The organism is Microvirga terrestris (assembly GCF_015694425.1).
Classification (GTDB): Bacteria; Pseudomonadota; Alphaproteobacteria; order Rhizobiales; family Beijerinckiaceae; genus Microvirga; species Microvirga terrestris.
The window spans coordinates 329,542-346,890 of sequence record NZ_JADQDN010000002.1 but is presented as its reverse complement, the minus strand read 5'-3'; the positions used below and the strand labels follow the sequence as shown (position 1 = coordinate 346,890).

The 17,349-nt window shown below is 62.4% G+C and carries 18 protein-coding genes; 10 read left to right on the top strand and 8 right to left on the bottom strand.

Features of this window, described 5'->3' with window-relative positions:
* Positions 1 to 706 precede the first annotated feature (706 nt).
* Complete coding sequence (locus I2H36_RS05750) at positions 707 to 844, bottom strand: hypothetical protein (protein ID WP_196262908.1); 138 nt, start codon at positions 842 to 844, stop codon at positions 707 to 709.
* 215 nt (positions 845 to 1,059) lie between these two features.
* Between I2H36_RS05750 and I2H36_RS05745 the strand changes: the two genes are divergently transcribed.
* The 4 genes from I2H36_RS05745 (at position 1,060) to I2H36_RS05730 (ending at position 4,613) form a co-directional block, all read left to right on the top strand.
* A complete protein-coding gene (locus I2H36_RS05745) occupies positions 1,060 to 1,650 on the top strand; it encodes a hypothetical protein (protein ID WP_196262907.1) in 591 nt (196 codons plus the stop codon).
* Positions 1,651 to 1,936: 286 nt separating this feature from the next.
* Entirely contained in the window at positions 1,937 to 2,377 is a 441-nt protein-coding gene (locus I2H36_RS05740; RefSeq protein ID WP_343234404.1) for a very short patch repair endonuclease, read from the top strand.
* 33 nt (positions 2,378 to 2,410) lie between these two features.
* Positions 2,411 to 3,751 carry a DNA cytosine methyltransferase gene (locus I2H36_RS05735; RefSeq protein WP_196262905.1) on the top strand — a complete coding sequence of 447 codons (1,341 nt, stop codon included), beginning with the start codon at positions 2,411 to 2,413 and terminating at the stop codon, positions 3,749 to 3,751.
* A complete protein-coding gene (locus I2H36_RS05730) occupies positions 3,744 to 4,613 on the top strand; it encodes an endonuclease (RefSeq protein ID WP_210330955.1) in 870 nt (289 codons plus the stop codon). Before I2H36_RS05735 ends, I2H36_RS05730 begins: the two co-directional genes overlap by 8 nt.
* Positions 4,614 to 4,881: 268 nt before the next feature.
* Here the strand turns inward: I2H36_RS05730 and I2H36_RS05725 are convergent, their stop codons facing one another.
* Together I2H36_RS05725 and I2H36_RS05720 are read right to left on the bottom strand one after the other, a co-directional pair.
* Positions 4,882 to 5,544 carry a DUF6766 family protein gene (locus I2H36_RS05725; protein ID WP_196262904.1) on the bottom strand — a complete coding sequence of 221 codons (663 nt, stop codon included), beginning with the start codon at positions 5,542 to 5,544 and terminating at the stop codon, positions 4,882 to 4,884.
* A gap of 236 nt (positions 5,545 to 5,780) precedes the next feature.
* Positions 5,781 to 6,392 carry a hypothetical protein gene (locus tag I2H36_RS05720; protein WP_196262903.1) on the bottom strand — a complete coding sequence of 204 codons (612 nt, stop codon included), beginning with the start codon at positions 6,390 to 6,392 and terminating at the stop codon, positions 5,781 to 5,783.
* Positions 6,393 to 6,547: 155 nt separating this feature from the next.
* Between I2H36_RS05720 and I2H36_RS05715 the strand changes: the two genes are divergently transcribed.
* Entirely contained in the window at positions 6,548 to 7,348 is an 801-nt protein-coding gene (locus I2H36_RS05715) for a class I SAM-dependent methyltransferase (protein ID WP_196262902.1), read from the top strand.
* Between the two features lie 179 nt (positions 7,349 to 7,527).
* Entirely contained in the window at positions 7,528 to 8,460 is a 933-nt protein-coding gene (locus I2H36_RS05710; protein WP_196262901.1) for a DMT family transporter, read from the top strand.
* On the opposite strand, the gene I2H36_RS05705 is transcribed toward I2H36_RS05710, so the two are convergent.
* Positions 8,461 to 9,351, bottom strand: coding sequence for a LysR substrate-binding domain-containing protein (locus tag I2H36_RS05705; RefSeq protein WP_196262900.1), 891 nt, complete (start codon positions 9,349 to 9,351; stop codon positions 8,461 to 8,463).
* A gap of 232 nt (positions 9,352 to 9,583) precedes the next feature.
* On the opposite strand from I2H36_RS05705, the gene I2H36_RS05700 reads away from it, so the two are divergent.
* A complete protein-coding gene (locus I2H36_RS05700; RefSeq protein ID WP_196262899.1) occupies positions 9,584 to 9,910 on the top strand; it encodes a DUF1127 domain-containing protein in 327 nt (108 codons plus the stop codon).
* Here the strand turns inward: I2H36_RS05700 and I2H36_RS05695 are convergent.
* Genes I2H36_RS05695 through I2H36_RS05685 form a run of 3 tightly spaced genes read right to left on the bottom strand, consistent with a single transcriptional unit; the run spans position 9,907 to position 13,910 of the window.
* Complete coding sequence (locus I2H36_RS05695; protein ID WP_196262898.1) at positions 9,907 to 10,647, bottom strand: DUF937 domain-containing protein; 741 nt, start codon at positions 10,645 to 10,647, stop codon at positions 9,907 to 9,909. The two genes, I2H36_RS05700 and I2H36_RS05695, sit on opposite strands and share 4 nt — an antisense overlap.
* A gap of 36 nt (positions 10,648 to 10,683) precedes the next feature.
* Positions 10,684 to 12,063 (bottom strand): MATE family efflux transporter, encoded by a 1,380-nt coding sequence (locus I2H36_RS05690; protein WP_196262897.1) that lies wholly within the window; start codon positions 12,061 to 12,063, stop codon positions 10,684 to 10,686.
* A complete protein-coding gene (locus I2H36_RS05685; protein WP_196262896.1) occupies positions 12,063 to 13,910 on the bottom strand; it encodes a monovalent cation:proton antiporter-2 (CPA2) family protein in 1,848 nt (615 codons plus the stop codon). The genes I2H36_RS05690 and I2H36_RS05685 overlap by 1 nt, the downstream gene beginning before the upstream one ends.
* A gap of 425 nt (positions 13,911 to 14,335) precedes the next feature.
* On the opposite strand from I2H36_RS05685, the gene ispH reads away from it, so the two are divergent.
* Genes ispH through rnhA form a run of 3 tightly spaced genes read left to right on the top strand, consistent with a single transcriptional unit; the run spans position 14,336 to position 16,728 of the window.
* Positions 14,336 to 15,295, top strand: a complete 960-nt coding sequence (gene ispH, locus I2H36_RS05680; protein WP_196262895.1) for a 4-hydroxy-3-methylbut-2-enyl diphosphate reductase — start codon at positions 14,336 to 14,338, stop codon at positions 15,293 to 15,295.
* 3 nt (positions 15,296 to 15,298) lie between these two features.
* Positions 15,299 to 16,264, top strand: a complete 966-nt coding sequence (locus I2H36_RS05675) for a homoserine kinase (RefSeq protein ID WP_196262894.1) — start codon at positions 15,299 to 15,301, stop codon at positions 16,262 to 16,264.
* A complete protein-coding gene (gene rnhA, locus I2H36_RS05670; protein WP_196262893.1) occupies positions 16,261 to 16,728 on the top strand; it encodes a ribonuclease HI in 468 nt (155 codons plus the stop codon). Before I2H36_RS05675 ends, rnhA begins: the two co-directional genes overlap by 4 nt.
* 125 nt (positions 16,729 to 16,853) lie before the next feature.
* Here the strand turns inward: rnhA and I2H36_RS05665 are convergent, their stop codons facing one another.
* Entirely contained in the window at positions 16,854 to 17,336 is a 483-nt protein-coding gene (locus I2H36_RS05665) for a peroxiredoxin (protein ID WP_196262892.1), read from the bottom strand.
* Positions 17,337 to 17,349: the final 13 nt, after the last annotated feature.

Sequence of the window (17,349 nt, the reverse complement as noted above, 5' to 3'; positions counted from 1 at the left end):
TCATCGTAACGATTGTTCCTTTAATCCTATGCCGAGTCAACGACAACTTGGTTTGACATAGATCATGTTCACGTTGTCGTTAATCGAGCAATCCGATACTTGATGTTACTTCATTGCCGTGGCCGATGAGCAGATCGCTGGAGAATATCCGCGCCTTGATCATCGAGTGGCCGCCGACCTTGATTGAAGATAAACCTAACGGCCGGATGGGGCGCCATCCAGCGCGGAAGTTCCACATAGTCCCGAGCCGGGGAGGGGAAGCCCGCGCACACAACATGACCGATCACCGGAACCCTTACCGTCCCGCTGTCACTGACGCCTGCCAGCACCTTCGCTCTCCTGTATCTGAGAACAAAATAGGAACAAATTGACCTGGGCGGCGTCAATCGGGTTGGGTTGACTGGATGCAAATTTCGTAAGGGAGGCTCAAAATATCCGCCGATAAGGCGGCTTATTTACATGTATCCAAAGGCTTAGAGTTATTGGAAGGAGAACGATGAGCTTTCGCTGCCTCCCAAGCCTGATCCGCTCACGCAGAGGCTGGCCCTCGGGATCGGCCAGGTCACGGCCGTTCGCGCCGGAACCCGCTTCCCGAAAGGCCTGCCGTTGCAGCCGGGTTGAAGGGGCAGCCCGAGGCGTGGCCGATGGCCCCGGTTCCTGAAGAAGCGGGGCGCGGCCCGCTGTTCTTCCCGTGTCTGGCGCTCAGCTAGCCGTGGCGGTTGGCGTAGCGGCGCTTCTTCGTGAGGTTCCTCTGCCCTTCGACCATTTTGGCCGGGGCGACCACCGCCTTGTAGCGGCGGGTATTCTTCTTGAACGAGGGTCTGGTGCGCGCTTTGCCGGCCATGGATTTCATTCCTTCCCTGATGGACGTTGCGTTTACATGGCACTGACAAGGGGACAGGTCAACGCCGATCCCGGCCGTAAGCCCGCCGGTCGGGCGCCGCGTTCGGCTGAGGCTGCCTGCACGGATCGAGCGATGCCGGAACAGCCTATGCAGCCCTGGCGTTACAAGGAGGACGGTTAGCGACGGACCCACCCGAAGCGCCCTGGAGAACTCAAATGGCGAACCCTCCTCATGCCGGCAGCCCATCCGCCCCTGAAAGGCAAGGGAACAGATCTGCACAGCAGCCACTGGACAACGATATCGCCGAGAATTCGCAGGAGAACTTGGATGCGAGGCTCGACCACGCCATCGAGGAGACCTTCCCCACGAGCGATCCGGTCTCCGTGACCGTCACCAAAGGCCCCGAGCCCGAGCGGGAACCCCGCGGCGCGGCAACGGGCGGCCGGCCCGGCGATCCACCGCAGGGCTCGACCGAGCATGTTCTGAACCAAGTGCGGGACGCCCTGCACGAGGTCTCGGACCAGGCGTCAGGCGTCGCCCGCGACGTGTACGAGCGCGGCGAGCACTACGCCCAGCAGGCGCGCGAGCGCTATCCGGAGGCGGAGCGCTACATCCGCCAGGGTCAGCGGGCCGTGACGCAGCAGGTGACAGGAAACCCCTTGCTCGCGCTGTTCATGGCGGCAGCCGCCGGATACGCCCTCGCCTGGCTCATCCACGGCGAGAGGAGAAGCCGGGAGTCGGACGTGCCGGATTACGGCCGAACAGGGCGCGGATACGCACCCCACCGCGACAGGCAGAAGCCCTGACGCGCGTTGACGCGATGAGGTGAAGAGCGCGGCTTGAGCCGGGACCTTCGCATGGGTCGATCCGCTTGAACGCCGTTGCAGTATCGACCAGCGGAAGGCCGGGCGGATGATCATAGTAGGTCAAAGGTGAACCTCGCACGAGGGGCTCTGGGCTTTCTCCCAGGACCGATCCGCGTTGGGGAGATCGTGCCCTCGGGATCAGGAATGGTGGGCGGCCCAGCTCTTAGCCTTCCATTGATATCTTCCCAATCGACGAACCTCCCCCAGAATCCGGGTAGAGTTTCTAATGGGCAGGGGCATGGTCGATACCCGAACACCTGAGCAACGTCGTCATATTATGCAGTCAGTCCGGAGCAAGAACACCGGACCTGAAATGATAGTACGGCGGATCGCACATAGGCTCGGCTATCGCTTTCGAGTTCATCGGCGAGACCTTCCCGGCACCCCCGATCTAGTTTTCCCCAGCAGAAAGAAGGCCATCTACGTCCATGGCTGCTTCTGGCATGGTCATAGATGTTCCAAAGGAAAACTGCCTAAGTCACGACCAGAATTCTGGATTCCGAAGATCTCAAGGAACAAGGAGCGTGACCTAGGCGCCGTTGCCGCTATGGAGGCCATGGGGTGGGATACATTGACTCTCTGGCAATGTGAGACGAAGGATCGCGATGCCGTCGCTAAAGCGCTTGTGGATTTCCTCGGTCCGCCCGGAGCAGGGGCTCCCGTTTAGCGTTAAGCTCAGCGGCGGGAGCAAAGCTGAAGAATGACACGACCAATCGGAATTGACCTTTTCGCAGGCGCTGGCGGATTAAGCCTTGGTTTTGAGCAGGCGGGATTCGACGTACGCGCAGCTGTCGAGATCGACCCAGTTCATTGTGCCGTCCATAAGTTCAACTTCCCGAACTGCACCGTCATTTCACAGTCGGTCGCGGACGGCTTGACCGGACGTGATATCCGGGATCGCGCCGGGCTCGGCGATGCCGAAATCGATTGCGTTTTCGGTGGTGCGCCTTGCCAGGGCTTCTCATTAATTGGGCAACGCGTCTTGGACGACCCACGCAATCGGCTCGTTCTCGAATTCGTGCGTCTCGTTGCGGAATTGGACCCAAAATATTTCGTATTCGAGAACGTTAAGGGCCTCACGGTCGGCACCCATCGTAAATTTCTAGATGAGCTTGTATCTGCACTCGATGACGTAGGCTATTCCGTACGAATTCCCTGGCAAGTCCTCGATGCTGCCGAATACGGTGTCCCGCAGCATAGGGAGCGACTGTTCCTACTCGGGGCCCGAAAGGGACTTCCCCTTCCGGAATACCCGATGCCTACCACTCATGCTGCCGACGATCTCGATGTATCCTTGGACCTGCCGGTAGGGCCGACCTGCGAGGAGGCCCTCGGAGATTTACCGAACGTGGACCTCATCGAGGACCTCAACACTACCGATTCCGTACTGCTCGACGACTACGGCGTGTCAAGCGCGTACGCACGTGAAATGAGATGCCTGTCGAACGAGGCATGGCATCTGGGCTACGTACGGCGGTGGAACCCCGCTATGCTCACGTCCAGCTGGCGTACCGAACACACGGGCATCTCACAACGAAGGTTTGCCGAAACCCAACCGGGAGCGGTCGAACCGATCTCACGCTTCTATAAGCTTTCGCCGAACGGTCTATCGAACACTCTCAGGGCCGGAACTGACGGAACTCGCGGAGCATTCACTAGCCCGCGCCCAATTCATTATCAGTATCCTCGATGCATTACCGTGAGAGAGATGGCACGCCTCCACGGTTTTCCAGATTGGTTTCGCCTTCATGCAACGAAATGGCATGGGGCTCGGCAGATCGGAAATGCGGTTCCTCCTCCCCTTGCACGCGCAGTAGCCGCAACTGTCGTATGCGCGCTTGGATACACGCCTTCTCGTCCACGTGGCTCGTTGCTATTAGGTGACGAAGCGTTGCTCTATATGGATCTCAGTGAGGCAGCACGCCATTTCGAAGTTAAACCGCCAGCATCACGGCGTGATCGGAAAAGCGGTGCTCGGAAACGCAAGCAGCACGAGACCGAAGCTGCCCGTCTTGCAGCGCTGGAGGCAGCAGGTGCCTAAGCCCGATGGATCTACGGCGGTCCAAGAGCCAGCTGGCCAGGAGTCATCGACGACATCGCCAAAAGCCGAAGCAAAATACAAGCGGATTATTAGGGATATATTTGATCGATTCTATACCCCTGGTGCAACCGAGTTCGAATTTGGGCGAGAGGAGATTGCACGGAGCGCCGCAAGTCTAGAATTTGAGCCGCCTAAGAATCTTGGGGATGTGATCTACTCGTTCCGGTACCGCAATCGGCTCCCGCAGGAGATCTTAGACACGCAGCCGGAAGGGAAACATTGGCTAATTCTCGGGGCAGGCGATGCACGGTATCGCTTTCGTTTAAGCGACCTTGCATACATCTACCCATCGAAAGGGCTACTTGTTCGGAAAATACCGGACGCAACGCCGGAGATTATCGCTCAGTATGCTTTGACGGACGAGCAAGCCCTTCTCGCCAAGATTCGATACAACCGGCTCATCGATATTTTCCTCGGAATTACCGCGTACTCTTTGCAAAACCATCTCCGGACGAAAATCGCGAATTACGGTCAGATCGAGATCGACGAGTTGTACGTCGGCGTCGATGCGCGCGGGGCACAATACATCGTGCCAGTCCAAGCCAAAAGTGGGAAAGACGTTCTCGGCGTCATTCAGACAATTCAGGACACAGTCTTCTGCGCGTCACAGCCGAAGTACGCCCGTTGCATTCCACGCCCAGTTTCGGCTCAGTTCATGCCCAACGATATAATCGCAATGTTCGAGTTGAACTTCGACGGCAATGACGTGTCCATCGTTCGTGAGCGCCATTATCGCCTATCCGACGCCAGTCAGATAAGCGCGGATGATTTGAAGAAATACGGGCTCCCGGAGCCTGACTGATGTGGCATGGAGCGCCTTGCCTCTTTGGCGCATTGCACTCCGTAGCATGGTTCGGCGAACAACCGGGCTAGTTCCTATTGATCTCTAAATCCCCGCCCCATTCTCAAACGTCCACCGATAGCGCTCATCATACTCGCGCTCCTCGCGCTCGAGTGCTCCAGATGGGCCACGAGTTCGTCGCGCAGCTCGTGGAGGCTGCGGCGGGGCTGGTTGTCGATCTCGTATTGCCCTGACGGCAGAGCCGGCTCGGTTGTCCTGAGCCGCCGGTTCAGTGCCCGGTTGCAGTGTGTGGCGCGGCCACGGGCTTGGACTCCGGTGATCCGCGCTCCCGCAAGTAGATGCCGAGCACAAGCAGCACGGCGATCGACAGGAACTCGCTCTGCCAGTTCTGGAAGCTCTCGTACCAGAACCCCGGATCTCCAAGTGTCTCGACCATGGTCTGCGTCGGCTGATGATGCATGAGGGCCTCCTCGTTCATCCGCCGTGTGCTCCCGACCAGATGGAGCCAGAAGGAGGCGAGAAAGAGCGTGACCAGCGCGATGCTGAGGGAGTGCGAATAGAGCTTCAGCAGCAGGCCGCCACGATGCACGGGCCAAGGCGCGTCCGGATCGCTGCGCCTGGCGGATGGCGACTCATCCTCGGGGTTCGGCTCATCCGGCTTCTTGGATTCTGAGGCGCCTTTCTGGAACAGGAAGATGGTCAGCACCACGTAGGCGGCCATCTGGAGGAACTCGCTCTCCCAGTTCTCGAACACGGCTGAGATGAAGTGGCCGCTGGCCAGGTAGTCTGTGAAGCCGATGGCCGGGAGCTCGTGCAGGCGCAGTTCCTCGGCTTGCGCCCTCCATCCAGCGAGCGCTTGGCCGACCAGGGAAATCAGGAACAGGCTCAACAGGGCTATTGATAATCCATTGTCACGCAGAAACTGCCGCATACGCCTTACCTCAACCACTCGAACGGCTACGGTTGGGCAACGCAGGAATAGGAATGTTGGTTTCGCTCTGTCTTCGCGGTGGGAGCCAGCCTGAGGGGCTGTGGCCATACCGGTCCACAGGGTCGGCCGCCAGAAGAGGTTCTTCGAAAGAACCGCTTCGGGTCGAAAGCGGACGTTTGATCGTCATGCGGACAGGTCTCTTCATGGTCTCCTGCGGGACCTTGGTCCTGTTTGCATCAAATCCCGGCGCCATTCTCGAACGTCCATCGATAGCGCTCGTCATACTCCTTCTCCTCGCGCTCGATGCGCTCCAGATGGGCCACGAGTTCGTCGCGCAGCTCGTGCAGACTGCGGCGGGGCTGGTTGTCGATCTCGTATTGCCCTGGGGGCAGGGGCGGGCGGGCGTGCTTGTCCATCTCGCCCAGCGTCCGGGTGAGGCGGGCGAGCGGCTGGAGGGCGCGCTGGGCGTGGGCGATGGGCTGGTGCTCCAGCTCCTCCGCGTGGCGTTCGGCGAGGCGCCAGAGTTTGTCCGTGAGTTCCTGGCGCCGCTCGCCTGTCACGGAGGGGGGCGCTTTGCGCCGGCGCTCCGGCTTGAGCTTCGCGCTGCGGGTGGGCGCCGCCGCGCCGGGCGGACGCCGCCAGCCGCCTTCCGTGGCATAGCGCGACAGGGTGGAGGCCGAGACGCCGAGCGCCTCCCCGAGGCGCTTGAAGGAGAGGGTGGAGCCCTCCACCCATTCCCGCAGCTCCGCGATCCGCTCAGGAGGGAGCTTGTCCCGCAGGGTGGAAGGGGCCGAGGGGACTTGGGCAGAAGAGGCTGCGGAAGGAGAGGCAGGGTCGCTGGGGGTCATGGGGATCGATCCTTCCGGTTCTTCGCAAATGAGTACAAAACAAGAACAAGATAATGTTCACAGAGAAACCGTCAAGGTTGGCGCCGCTTGGGTGAATGCATTGCCGCGCTTGAGCCTGCGCCGTACACTCCGGCAGGGGCGTGGAGATTTGTCCGATGCCGATCGAGCCGGGTCTGTGGGGCGCGGGAGACGCCTATGAGCGCTATATGGGCCGCTGGAGCCGGCTCGTCGCGCCTCGCTTCGTGGAGTGGCTCGGGGCGGGGGCTGGCGGGGACTGCGTCGATATCGGCTGCGGCACAGGGATCCTGACCGCCGCATTGCTGGAGGGGGCTGGGCCTCAACGCATCGTCGGGATCGACAGCGCGCCGGGCTTTCTCGAGCTGGCGCGGGCGCGGGTATCCGATCCGCGGGCGACGTTCGCGCAAGGGGATGCGCTGGCCCTGCCGGAGGCGGACGATGAATTCGATCTCGCGGTCTCGGGGCTCGTGCTGAACTTCCTGCCCGACAAGGCGGCGGCGCTCGCCGAAATGGTCCGCGTGGTGCGGCCGGGCGGAACGGTCGGGCTCTATGTGTGGGATTATGCCGGGCACATGCAGATCATGCGCCATTTCTTCGACGTGGCGGCAGCCCTCGACCCGCGGGCGCTGGACTTCGACGACGGGGTAAAGGCGCCGGTCTGCCGGCCCGGCCCGCTGCGGGCGCTGTTCGCCGACGCCGGCCTCGAGAGCGTGGAGGTGCAGGCCATCGATATCACGGCCGCGTTCGAGAGCTTCGACGATTACTGGACGCCCTTCCTCGGCGGCACCGGCTCGGCGCCCAAATACTGCATGTCGCTCCCTGAGGAGGCCCGGGAAGAGCTGCGCGAGCGGCTCCGCACCCGGCTGCCCACGGGGCCGGACGGTGAGATCCTCCTGGCCGTGCGGGCCTGGGCGGCGAAGGGGCGGGTGGCCGGCTAGAAACGGTCGTTCCAAGGCGTTCCAGAGCAGTTTCAAGCGATTAGCGGGTCTTCCAAGCCGTTCCAGGGCGGAAGTCTTGGAACGTCTCATCACCGTTCCAAGGGCAAACGATCAGATATCATCATTTGTCGTGATGGCTCATCGGGCGTATTCGGATCGTCCCAAGAGGACGAGACCCCATGAGCCATGCCACCGCCGCCATGCCCGCCCAGAACCTGAGCCGCATCGACGGCTCGACCCTCGGGCTTTACGCTGCCACCGTGTTCCTGTGGGGCGTGAGCTGGATCGGGATCCGGGCGCAGCTCGGCGTCGTGGCGCCGGAGATGTCGGTGCTGTGGCGCTTCCTGCTCGCGGCCGTGCTCATGTGGGCCTGGGTGCTCGCAACGGGGCACAAGGTGCGCTTTGCTTTGGCCGACCATCTGCGCTTTGCTGCGGTGGGGGCCTGCCTGTTCTCGTGCAATTTCGTCTCGTTCTATTACGGCGGTTTGAGCATCCCGTCCGGCCTGCTCTCGGTGGTGTTTTCGCTGGCTTCGGTGTTCAACCTCGTGCTCGGTTTCGTGATCTTCCGGCAGCGGCCGGAGGCCCGGGTGGCGCTGGGCGGCGTGATCGGGGTGCTGGGAATCGTGTTTCTGTTCTGGCCGGAGATCACGGGTGCGGGCTTCAACGCGGCGGCCCTGCAGGGACTGGCGCTCTGCGTGATGGGCACCCTGTTCTTCTGCTCGGGCAACATGATCTCGACGCTGGTGCAGCGCCGGGGCGTGCCGCTGCTCTCCGCCACCGCCTGGGGCATGACCTATGGCTGCGCGGTGCTGCTGGCGCTGAACTTAGTTCGCGGCAACGCCTTCATCATCGAGCCGACGGTGAAATATGTGGGCTCGCTGCTCTATCTCTCCATCGGCGCGTCGGTGCTGGCCTTCATGTCGTACCTGACCCTGCTGCGGCGGCTCGGGGCCGCACGCGCCGGCTACGCCACGGTGCTGTTTCCCATCGTGGCGCTCACCGTCTCGACCCTGATCGAGGGCTATGTGTGGACGCCGCTTGCCGTCATCGGCGTCGTGCTGGCGCTTGTGGGCAATGTGCTCGTGCTGCGGCGGCCGGCGGCAAAGGCCTGATTATTCCGCCGCGATCGGCTGCACATTGCGGGTGGAGCCGAGATTGTCGAGGGACTGCTTGATGTGGAAGCCGAGCGCATCCGCCAGCGGGTTCTCCTCGCCGCGGGCGCGGATGAGGCCGATCTTGCAAGAGGGCAGGGCCGGAAAGCCGTCGGAGGGGCCGAGGATCCGCATGCCGGGGCGCACGGCGCTTTCCGGCAGCACGGAGACCGCAAGGCCCGCCAGCACGGCAGCGCCCACGGCGGTGGAATGCCAGCTCACATAGGCGATGCGGAACGGCCGGTCGGCGCTCTCCAGCGCTTCGGTCGCCGAATGGCGCCAGTCGCAGTTGGGGCGGCCGAGCGCCAGCGGGATCGGGGTCTCCTCGTGCACCCCGTGGCGCGATGACGTGACCCACAGCAACTGCTCGATGCGCACGATCTCGGACGGGCCGCGCCGGTCCACATGGGTGATGATCGCCAGATCGATGTCCCCGTGCTGAACCCGCTCGATCAGGTTGTGCGTGGGCTCGCACATCACCGTCACCTCGGCCTTCGGGTTGGAACGCGAGAACCGGGCCAGGATCTCCGGGAGATACCGATCGGCGTAGTCGTCGGGCAGGCCGAGGCGCACCCGGCCGGTGAGCTCGTTGTCGTTGAACGACGCGATGCACTCGGCATTCAGCCGCACGATCCGGCGGGCGTAGTCGAGCAGGCGCTCGCCCTCGTCGGTGAGCTTGGACAGGCGCCCGTCGCGCTCGAAGATCGTCTTGCCGACCCGGTCCTCCAGGCGCTTCATCTGCATGGACACCGCGCTCTGCGTCTTGTGCACGATCTCCGCCGCGCGGGTGAACGAGCCGGTATCGGCAATGGCGACGAACGTTCTCAGCTGGTCAATGTCGAGCAGGTGCATGGCGCAAACCTCATCATCAATCCTGTTGATGATATATATCTCAAACAATCGTTTCAAGTGATGAAAGAGATTTGGTAAAACTTCCCATATGAAAATGAAAGCGCATCAACATCAATGACTTAGCTGAGAGATCACTGGCAATTGCTCTCAGAAAGTCATTGGCAGGTCACTGGAAGACTACCAGCCGACTACCAAGACCGAAAAATCGAGAGCGAGAGCAAGGAGAACAGCGATGAACAAGCCGATACCAGCCAGAATGACCTTCACCGGCATGACCGTTCTGGGGCAGTTCGTCCGTTCGCTCACGGATCTCTCCAGAACCCTCAGGCACCGTGGGGAGATCAGGCATCTCGCCGAGTTCGACGACCGGATGCTCAAGGACATAGGCCTCACCCGCAGCGATGTGTCGTGCGCTCTATCCGAGCCACTTCTGCGGAATCCGTCCTGGGTGTTGATTCGAAGCGCCGAGCGACACTCGCGCGGCGAACGACCTGATCGGTCAGCTCGGCCTGTTCGTACGGTCGTGCCGATCGTGACGCAGGTTAAGCGCTGCGCCTAGGACTTGCCGCCACTCTTATCGGCGTCTGTGAAAATCGATTGGAGGGACGCGAGATATTGCATCTGCATCTCGCGTCCTTTCTCCATCATCGCATCGAGAGGTGTGGATGACGATTGCGGCTCCGGCTCCGGTTTTGGCGGCTCCGCCGGCGGAGGCATCTGAAAGAATCCAGCAAGCATCTCCTCGAAAGGATTGGCCGGCTTCTTCTCAGGCGAAGCGGTCTTCATCCAGTTTGTCCAGAGATCCGCCCACGGGTTGGCTGCCGGCGGGGCCTGCTGGCTATCCTTTGTGTTCGCAAAATTCTGAAAGGCCTGCGTCTGAGCCATCATCCACTGGGATGTGCCACCCGCCAGGATGCCGGCGAGCACCGGCAGCAATTGCTGCATGGTGTCGGCGTTGATGCCCGCATAGCTTGCGGCCTGATGCGCCACGCGCCGGCTGACTTCGTCGGAGCCGAAGAGCTGGTCGAGCAGCTGACGGCCCTCCTGCTGCGCCTGAGGCGTGAAGGGGTTGCCGGCCGCCTGCCAGAAGTTCTGGTAGGCTCCCCCCATCATGGATTGAAGCACGCGGGTCGGATCGCTCGACGCCATGGCGTGCTGGAGACCCATGGCGAAGGCCGGCATGAAGGCCGCCATGGTCCGCTGCGGCTGGTCGCCGGAGAGATTGAACTGCCGTGCGAGCGCATCAAGGGCTGCACTGGTCTGGGCCTGTCGCATCAGATCGAACCAGTTGAACATCGCGGCCTCCTTACAACAAACGCCCAGGCCCAGCGCTCAGGCGACCGGAACAGCTTGCCTCTCAAGGCGTCGAATTGTCCAGAACGCCGTGATGATGGCCGCGATGCCGAACGCAACGGAGCCGAGGCCGATCCCGACGAGCGCCCCCTTCGGGCCCGCCATCTGGGCTCCGAAATAGGCGAACGGAATCATGCCGAGGGTCGCGCGACCCCAGTTGAAGAAGGTCGACAGCAGGGGATAGCCGAGATTATTGAATGAGGCGTTCGACACCAGAACGAGCCCGATGAACAGCCAGATGAATCCGCTGAGCTTGCAGAAGAACTGTATGAGCTCGGCCGTCTCATCGGGAGCGTTGAAGGCGCGGGTCAGCGGCACCTGGACGAGGAACAGGATGAGCCAGACGCAGCCTACATAGATGATCGTGATCGTGAGGGCATCCTTCAGGATCTGCTTCATGCGATCGTAACGCTGCGCACCCCAGTTCTGTCCGAGCACGGGGCCGATGGCGCCCGCAAGCGCGAACAGGCCGGCGAAGGCCACCGGCGTGACCCGGTCGATGATGGCGGAGGCCGCAATGACCTCGTCCCCGAACTGGGCGATGACGCCCGTGAAGAACGCATTCGCCGCCGGAGCGGCGATGTTGGTCAGGATGGCGGGAATCGCAATGGCCAGGAAGGGGCGCGCATCGTGCCGCAATCCTTTCCAGGTGGGGAGAGCCAGCAGATTGTGGATGCGCGTCACATATCGGAAGCTCATATAGGCCGTCACGAACCGCGCGATGCCGATTGTGACCGCTGCACCGTCCGACTGCATGTCGAGACCGAAGATCAGGATCGGATCGAGAACCACCGTCACGACCGCGATAGACAATGTGGCGTACATGGCCCGTTTGGCGTCGCCCACGGCGCGCAATACCGTGGACAGTCCCATGCTGAGCGCCATCACGGCGTTGGACGGCAGAGCGATCCAGAGAAAGCTTAAGGCAACGTCGTAGGTCCGGTCATGCCCTCCCAGTGCCTTGAGGATGACGGGGAGCATGAGCAGAACGATCACGCTGACCACGGCAGCGATTGCCGTCATGAGAATGCTGCACGATGTCGCCAGGCGTCGCGCATCATCGGGTCGGCGCGCGCCGAGCGCGCGCGAGACGAGAGCCCCGATGGGGATCATCAGTCCTACATTGATCGAGATCGTGAAGAACATCACCACAGTGGCGAGGCCGACGCCGGCCGTCATGCTCGGATCATTGAGCCATGAGATGTAGAGAAGCGACACAAGATCGACGATGAAAATCGCGACAAGCCCAGCCGCGCTCGTTCCCGTCATGACGAGCACATGGCGCATGGTGGATCCGACGACAAAGCGCGGTGTGTCGGCCTTCCGGCCCAGGTCTTCCGTCGAGGGACTTGCGTCCATCAAATGACCCCTTCGCCGAGAATGTCGCGCGTCTCAGGGCTGAGGGCTCTCGCCTTGCCGGCGGGAGCCGTGAGCGGCTCGGGGGTAATCTTGGAGCCCACCACGAGTTCCGCTCCACCCATCGCGCCAACCTCCTTTTGCAGGACGAGGCGGGCAATGTCGCGCTTGCGGACATCGTTGGCAGCTTGCGTGGCCGTTTCAGGATCCGTCCCGAGTTCCTCAAGGGCGGCACGGCCGAACACGATGGCGGATTCGAAGACCTCGCGGATCTGATAATCCACATCCCGGTTCATGAGCTCGATCGCGTGAATGCGGTCGTAGGCGCGCACGAAGCTGCGGGCGTTCTGGAAGTTCTCGTGAATGATCTCAATGATCTTCATCATGGCATCCTGATTGTCGATGCAGATGCAAATCATCTCGGCCTTTTCGGCGCCCGCGGCGCGAAGCACGTCGAGGCGGGTTCCATCGCCGTAATAGACCTGAAGGCCGAAGCGTCCAGCATCGCGAATGCGCTCCACATCGCTGTCGATCACCGTTGCCTGGATGCCCTGGGTCAACAGAACCTGGTTTACGATCTGCCCGAACCGGCCGAAGCCGATCACGAGGACGCGGCTCTCAAGCTCGCCTTCGGGCACGTTCAGACCATGCAGGTCCGGTTCGTCCTCACTCCCGGCACGATTTCTGAGAAGCTTTTCGACGAGCGTCGACAGGAGCGGTCCCAGCAGCATGGTCATGGCCGCAAGGGCTGTCAGCGGCTGCGCCTCGGCTGGCGACATGATGCCGAGCCCTGCAGCGACCGGAATCAGGACGAACGCGAATTCACCGGCGGTGCATAAAATCGTGCCTGAGCGCAAACCATCGCGCCAGCTTGCGCCGAACAGCCGCGACAGGACCGCGATGATGAGGGTTTTGCCCAGGAGAACGACAGGTACCGCAAGGGCGAGCATCACCCACTGCTCCCGCACGAGAGCGAGATCGATCGACATGCCCACGCTCATGAAGAAGAGGCCCAGCAGCATGCCGCGGAATGGCTCGATATCGGCCTCTAGCTGGTGACGGAAATTGGATTCGGCCAGCAAAAGCCCTGCTAGGAAGGCGCCCATGGCCATGGAGAGGCCGACCTCCTGCATGAGGAGCGCTGCGCCGAGGACCACGAGCAGGGCCGACGCGGTCATCACCTCACGGGCGCCGCTGCGGGCGAGGATCCGGAAGAAGGGATTGAGCCCATAACGGCCGATCAGCACCACGGCGGCAATCCCGAGGAGCGCCTCGCCGACCGCGAGAAGGCTATCCATGAAAGAGCCCTGGTCTCCGACCCGTGAGGCCAGCAGCGGCAGAATGGCCAGGAGCGGGACGACGGACAGGTCCTGAAACAGCAGGATCGCGAAGGAGCGCTGTCCATACGGAGTGGGCAGGTCGTTGCGCTCTCCCAGCATCTGGAGCGCGATGGCCGTGGCGGAGAGCGCGACGGCAACGCCGGTGACGAAGGAGGCCTCCGGCGAGAAGCCGACGGCCATGGCAGCAGCCCCAAGAAGGATGGCCGTGACGGTCAGCTGGGCGAAGCCGAGTCCGAAGATGTCGCGCTTCATCTCCCAGAGGTGCGACAGCTTGAGCTCGAGCCCGATGATGAAGAGCAGAAGCACCACCCCAAGCTCGGCCACCGTGGCGATTGTCTGCGGATCCTCCACCAAGCTCAGGCCCGACGGGCCGATGGCGACGCCGGCTGCGAGATAGCCGAGCACCGCGCTCAGGCCCAAGAGCCGGAACACCGGCACGGCCACGACAGCGGCCCCGCAGAAGGTCAGGATGGGTGGGAGAAAGCTGACGTGGGATGCGGTGGATGCCATGAGGATCGGATATGATGAGGGACTGTTGCACCGTTGTAGGGATTCTTGGCCGCAGGCGCGAGCGTTTCTTGACGAGGGCCAAGTCTGTTTGGTGCCTCATCGCACAGGTTCGGGAAATGTTTGCGCTCAGCCTCCCGTCATCACCGGCCTTGTGCCGGTGATCCCGATTGATCGAAGCACGGAGCCTCATAGCATCGGGATGGCCGGGACAGGCCCGGCCATGACGTGATGGGTGTCATCCCCGGCGAGCCATAGGCGAGGGAAGGGGATCCATAGCGCCGCGCGAGTGAGTGGATTCCCTTCCTCTGCGATGGCTACGCCATCTCCGGCCGGGAATGACACTGAACCCGCCACACCATCCCCGCCGCGAATAAGCGTCGCTCCCGCTTGACAGGGGGGGTCCCGTCTCGCCACATCGCCCAATCATGACGAAGCCACCCCTCGACATTCTGCTCTGTGCCCCGCGCGGCTTCTGCGCCGGGGTCGTCCGTGCCATCGATGCCGTCGAGAAGGCGCTCGCGATTCATGGGGCGCCGGTCTATGTGCGCCACGAGATCGTGCACAACAAATATGTCGTGGAAAACCTGAAGCGGAAGGGCGCGGTCTTCGTCCGGGAACTCGACGAGGTGCCGGACACCGAGGCGCCGGTCATCTTCTCGGCCCATGGGGTCGCCAAATCGGTGCCGGAAGCGGCCCAAGTCCGTAATCTCTTCGCCATCGATGCCACCTGTCCCCTGGTGACCAAGGTGCACCGGGAGGCGCAGGTCCATTTCAAGCGAGGCCGCCACATCATCCTGATCGGCCATGCAGGCCATCCCGAGGTCGTCGGCACCATGGGCCAGCTGCCTGAAGGAGCCGTCACCCTGGTCGAGACCGTGGACGACATCGCCCGGCTCCAGCCGGCGGATCCCAGCAACCTTGCCTTCGTGACACAGACGACCCTCTCGGTCGACGACACCCAGGACATGGTGGATGCCCTCAAAGGGCGCTTTCCCACCATCGTCGGACCGCACAAGGAAGACATCTGCTACGCCACCACGAACCGCCAGGGCGCCGTCAAGCGGGTGGCCCCGCAGGTCGACGCCATGATCGTGGTGGGCTCACCCAATTCCTCCAATTCCCAGCGCCTGCGCGAAGTCGCCGAGCGGGAGGGCTGCCCTGTGGTGCGGCTGATTCTGCGGGCCGAGGACATCGACTGGTCGCTGTTTGGTGCCGTCCGGAGCCTCGGCATCACGGCGGGAGCTTCGGCGCCCGAAATCCTGGTGGAGGAGATCATCGACGCTTTCGCCGAGCGCTACGAAGTCTCGGTCGAGAGCGTGTCCACGGCGGATGAGAGCGTGTTCTTTCCTTTGCCGCGCGAGTTGCGTGAGCAGGCGGCGGAGTAAAAAGTGGCGGTCTATACGGAAGTCAGCGACGAGGAGCTCTCGGCGTTTCTCGATACCTACGATATCGGCACGGTGCTCTCCTACAAGGGCATCGCCGAGGGCGTGGAGAACACCAACTATTTCCTCCACACCACCCAGGGCTCCTACATTCTGACCCTCTACGAGAAGCGGGTGCGAGAGGCCGATCTGCCCTTCTTCCTCGGCCTCATGCAGCATCTGGCGCAAAAGGGGCTGAACTGTCCGTTGCCGGTCAATAACCGCAAGGGTGAGCCCCTGGGCCGTGTCTCCGGGCGGCCCGCCGTCATCATCACGTTTCTCGAAGGCATCGCGGTCCGCCGTCCGACGGCCCAGCATTGCGGAGCCCTTGGTGGCGCCTTGGCAAAGCTGCATCTGGCCGGCCAGGACTTTGACGGCCATCGGCCCAATGCGCTCACGCTCGAAGCCTGGGCGCCGCTCTTCGCCCAGGCCGAGGCCCAGGCCGACACCGTGTCCACAGGTCTTGCCGAGCGGACGCGGCGAGAGCTCGCAAGCCTGGAAGCTTCCTGGCCGCGCGGCCTGCCAAGCGGCATCATCCATGCGGATCTCTTCACCGACAACGTATTCTTCATCGGCTCCGAGGTGTCAGGGCTGATCGACTTCTATTTCGCCTGCACGGATGCCTTCGCCTACGACGTGGCCATCTGCCTCAATGCCTGGTGCTTCGAGATCGACGGCTCGTTCAACCTCACCAAGGGCCAGGCGATGCTGGCGGGCTATCAGGCCGTTCGTCGCCTCAATGCGGAAGAGGTCGAGGCGCTGCCGATCCTCTGCCGGGGCTCGGCCATGCGCTTCATGCTGACCCGGCTCGTCGACTGGCTCAACGTGCCGCCGGGCGCGCTGGTGAAGCCCAAGGATCCGCTGGAATACGACCGCAAGCTCAATTTCCACCGCCACGTGAAGCATGCGCGCGAATACGGACTTGAAGCATGAGTGATACCAAGCGCGTAATGATCTACACCGACGGCGCCTGCTCGGGAAATCCCGGGCCGGGGGGCTGGGGCGCGATCCTGTTCTTTAATGGGAGCGAGAAGGAGGTTTCCGGCGGGGAGCCTCACACCACCAACAACCGCATGGAAATCAGGGCCGCCATCGAGGGGCTGAATGCCCTCAAGCGCCCTTGCGCGGTCGATCTGTTCACGGATTCCCAATATGTACGCCAGGGCATCACGCAGTGGATGCACAACTGGAAGCGGCGCGGCTGGCGTACGGCCGACAACAAGCCGGTGAAGAACGAGGATCTCTGGCGGCAGCTGGACGAGGCGGCTGCCCGCCACGATGTCGCCTGGCACTGGGTGAAAGGCCACGCGGACGACCCGATCAATATCCGCGTCGACGAGTTGGCGGTTGCTGCAATGCAGCCATTCAAGAAGCAGGGGCGGAGGGCCAGCGCTTAACGTTTCGGCGCTAACCGTGGATGTCATGGCCGGGCTTGTCCCGGCCATCTCGATTGTTTGAAATGCTGCCCTCCTTGAGCGGGATCACCGGCACAAGGCCGGTGATGACGAAGGAGGTAGACCTTTCAAAGATCCTTCAGGAGGTTCTCGGCGCCGGAATGTTGCGCCTTGGAGGGGGCATCCTCCACGTTCAGGGCCTGCACCACGCCATCGTCGACGACCATGGAATAGCGCTGCGAGCGGGTGCCGAGGCCGAAGCCCGCACCGTCCATGGACAGGCCGATGGCCTTGGCGAAATCCGCATTGCCGTCGGACAGGAACTCGATGCCTTCGGCCTCCGAGGCCTTGCCCCAGGCTTCGAGAACGAACACGTCGTTGACCGAGGTCACGAGGATCGCATCGACGCCCTTGGCCATGATCTCGTTCTTCTTCTGCACGTAGCCGGGCAGGTGATTGCGGTGGCAGGTGGGCGTGAAGGCGCCGGGGACGGCGACGAGAACCACCTTGCGACCCTTGAAAAGGTCGTCCGTGGTCTTCGCCACGGGTCCATCGGACGTCATGACGCGGAAGGTAACCTGGGGCAGGCGTTCGCCGACCTGAATGGGCATGGGCAGGTTCTCC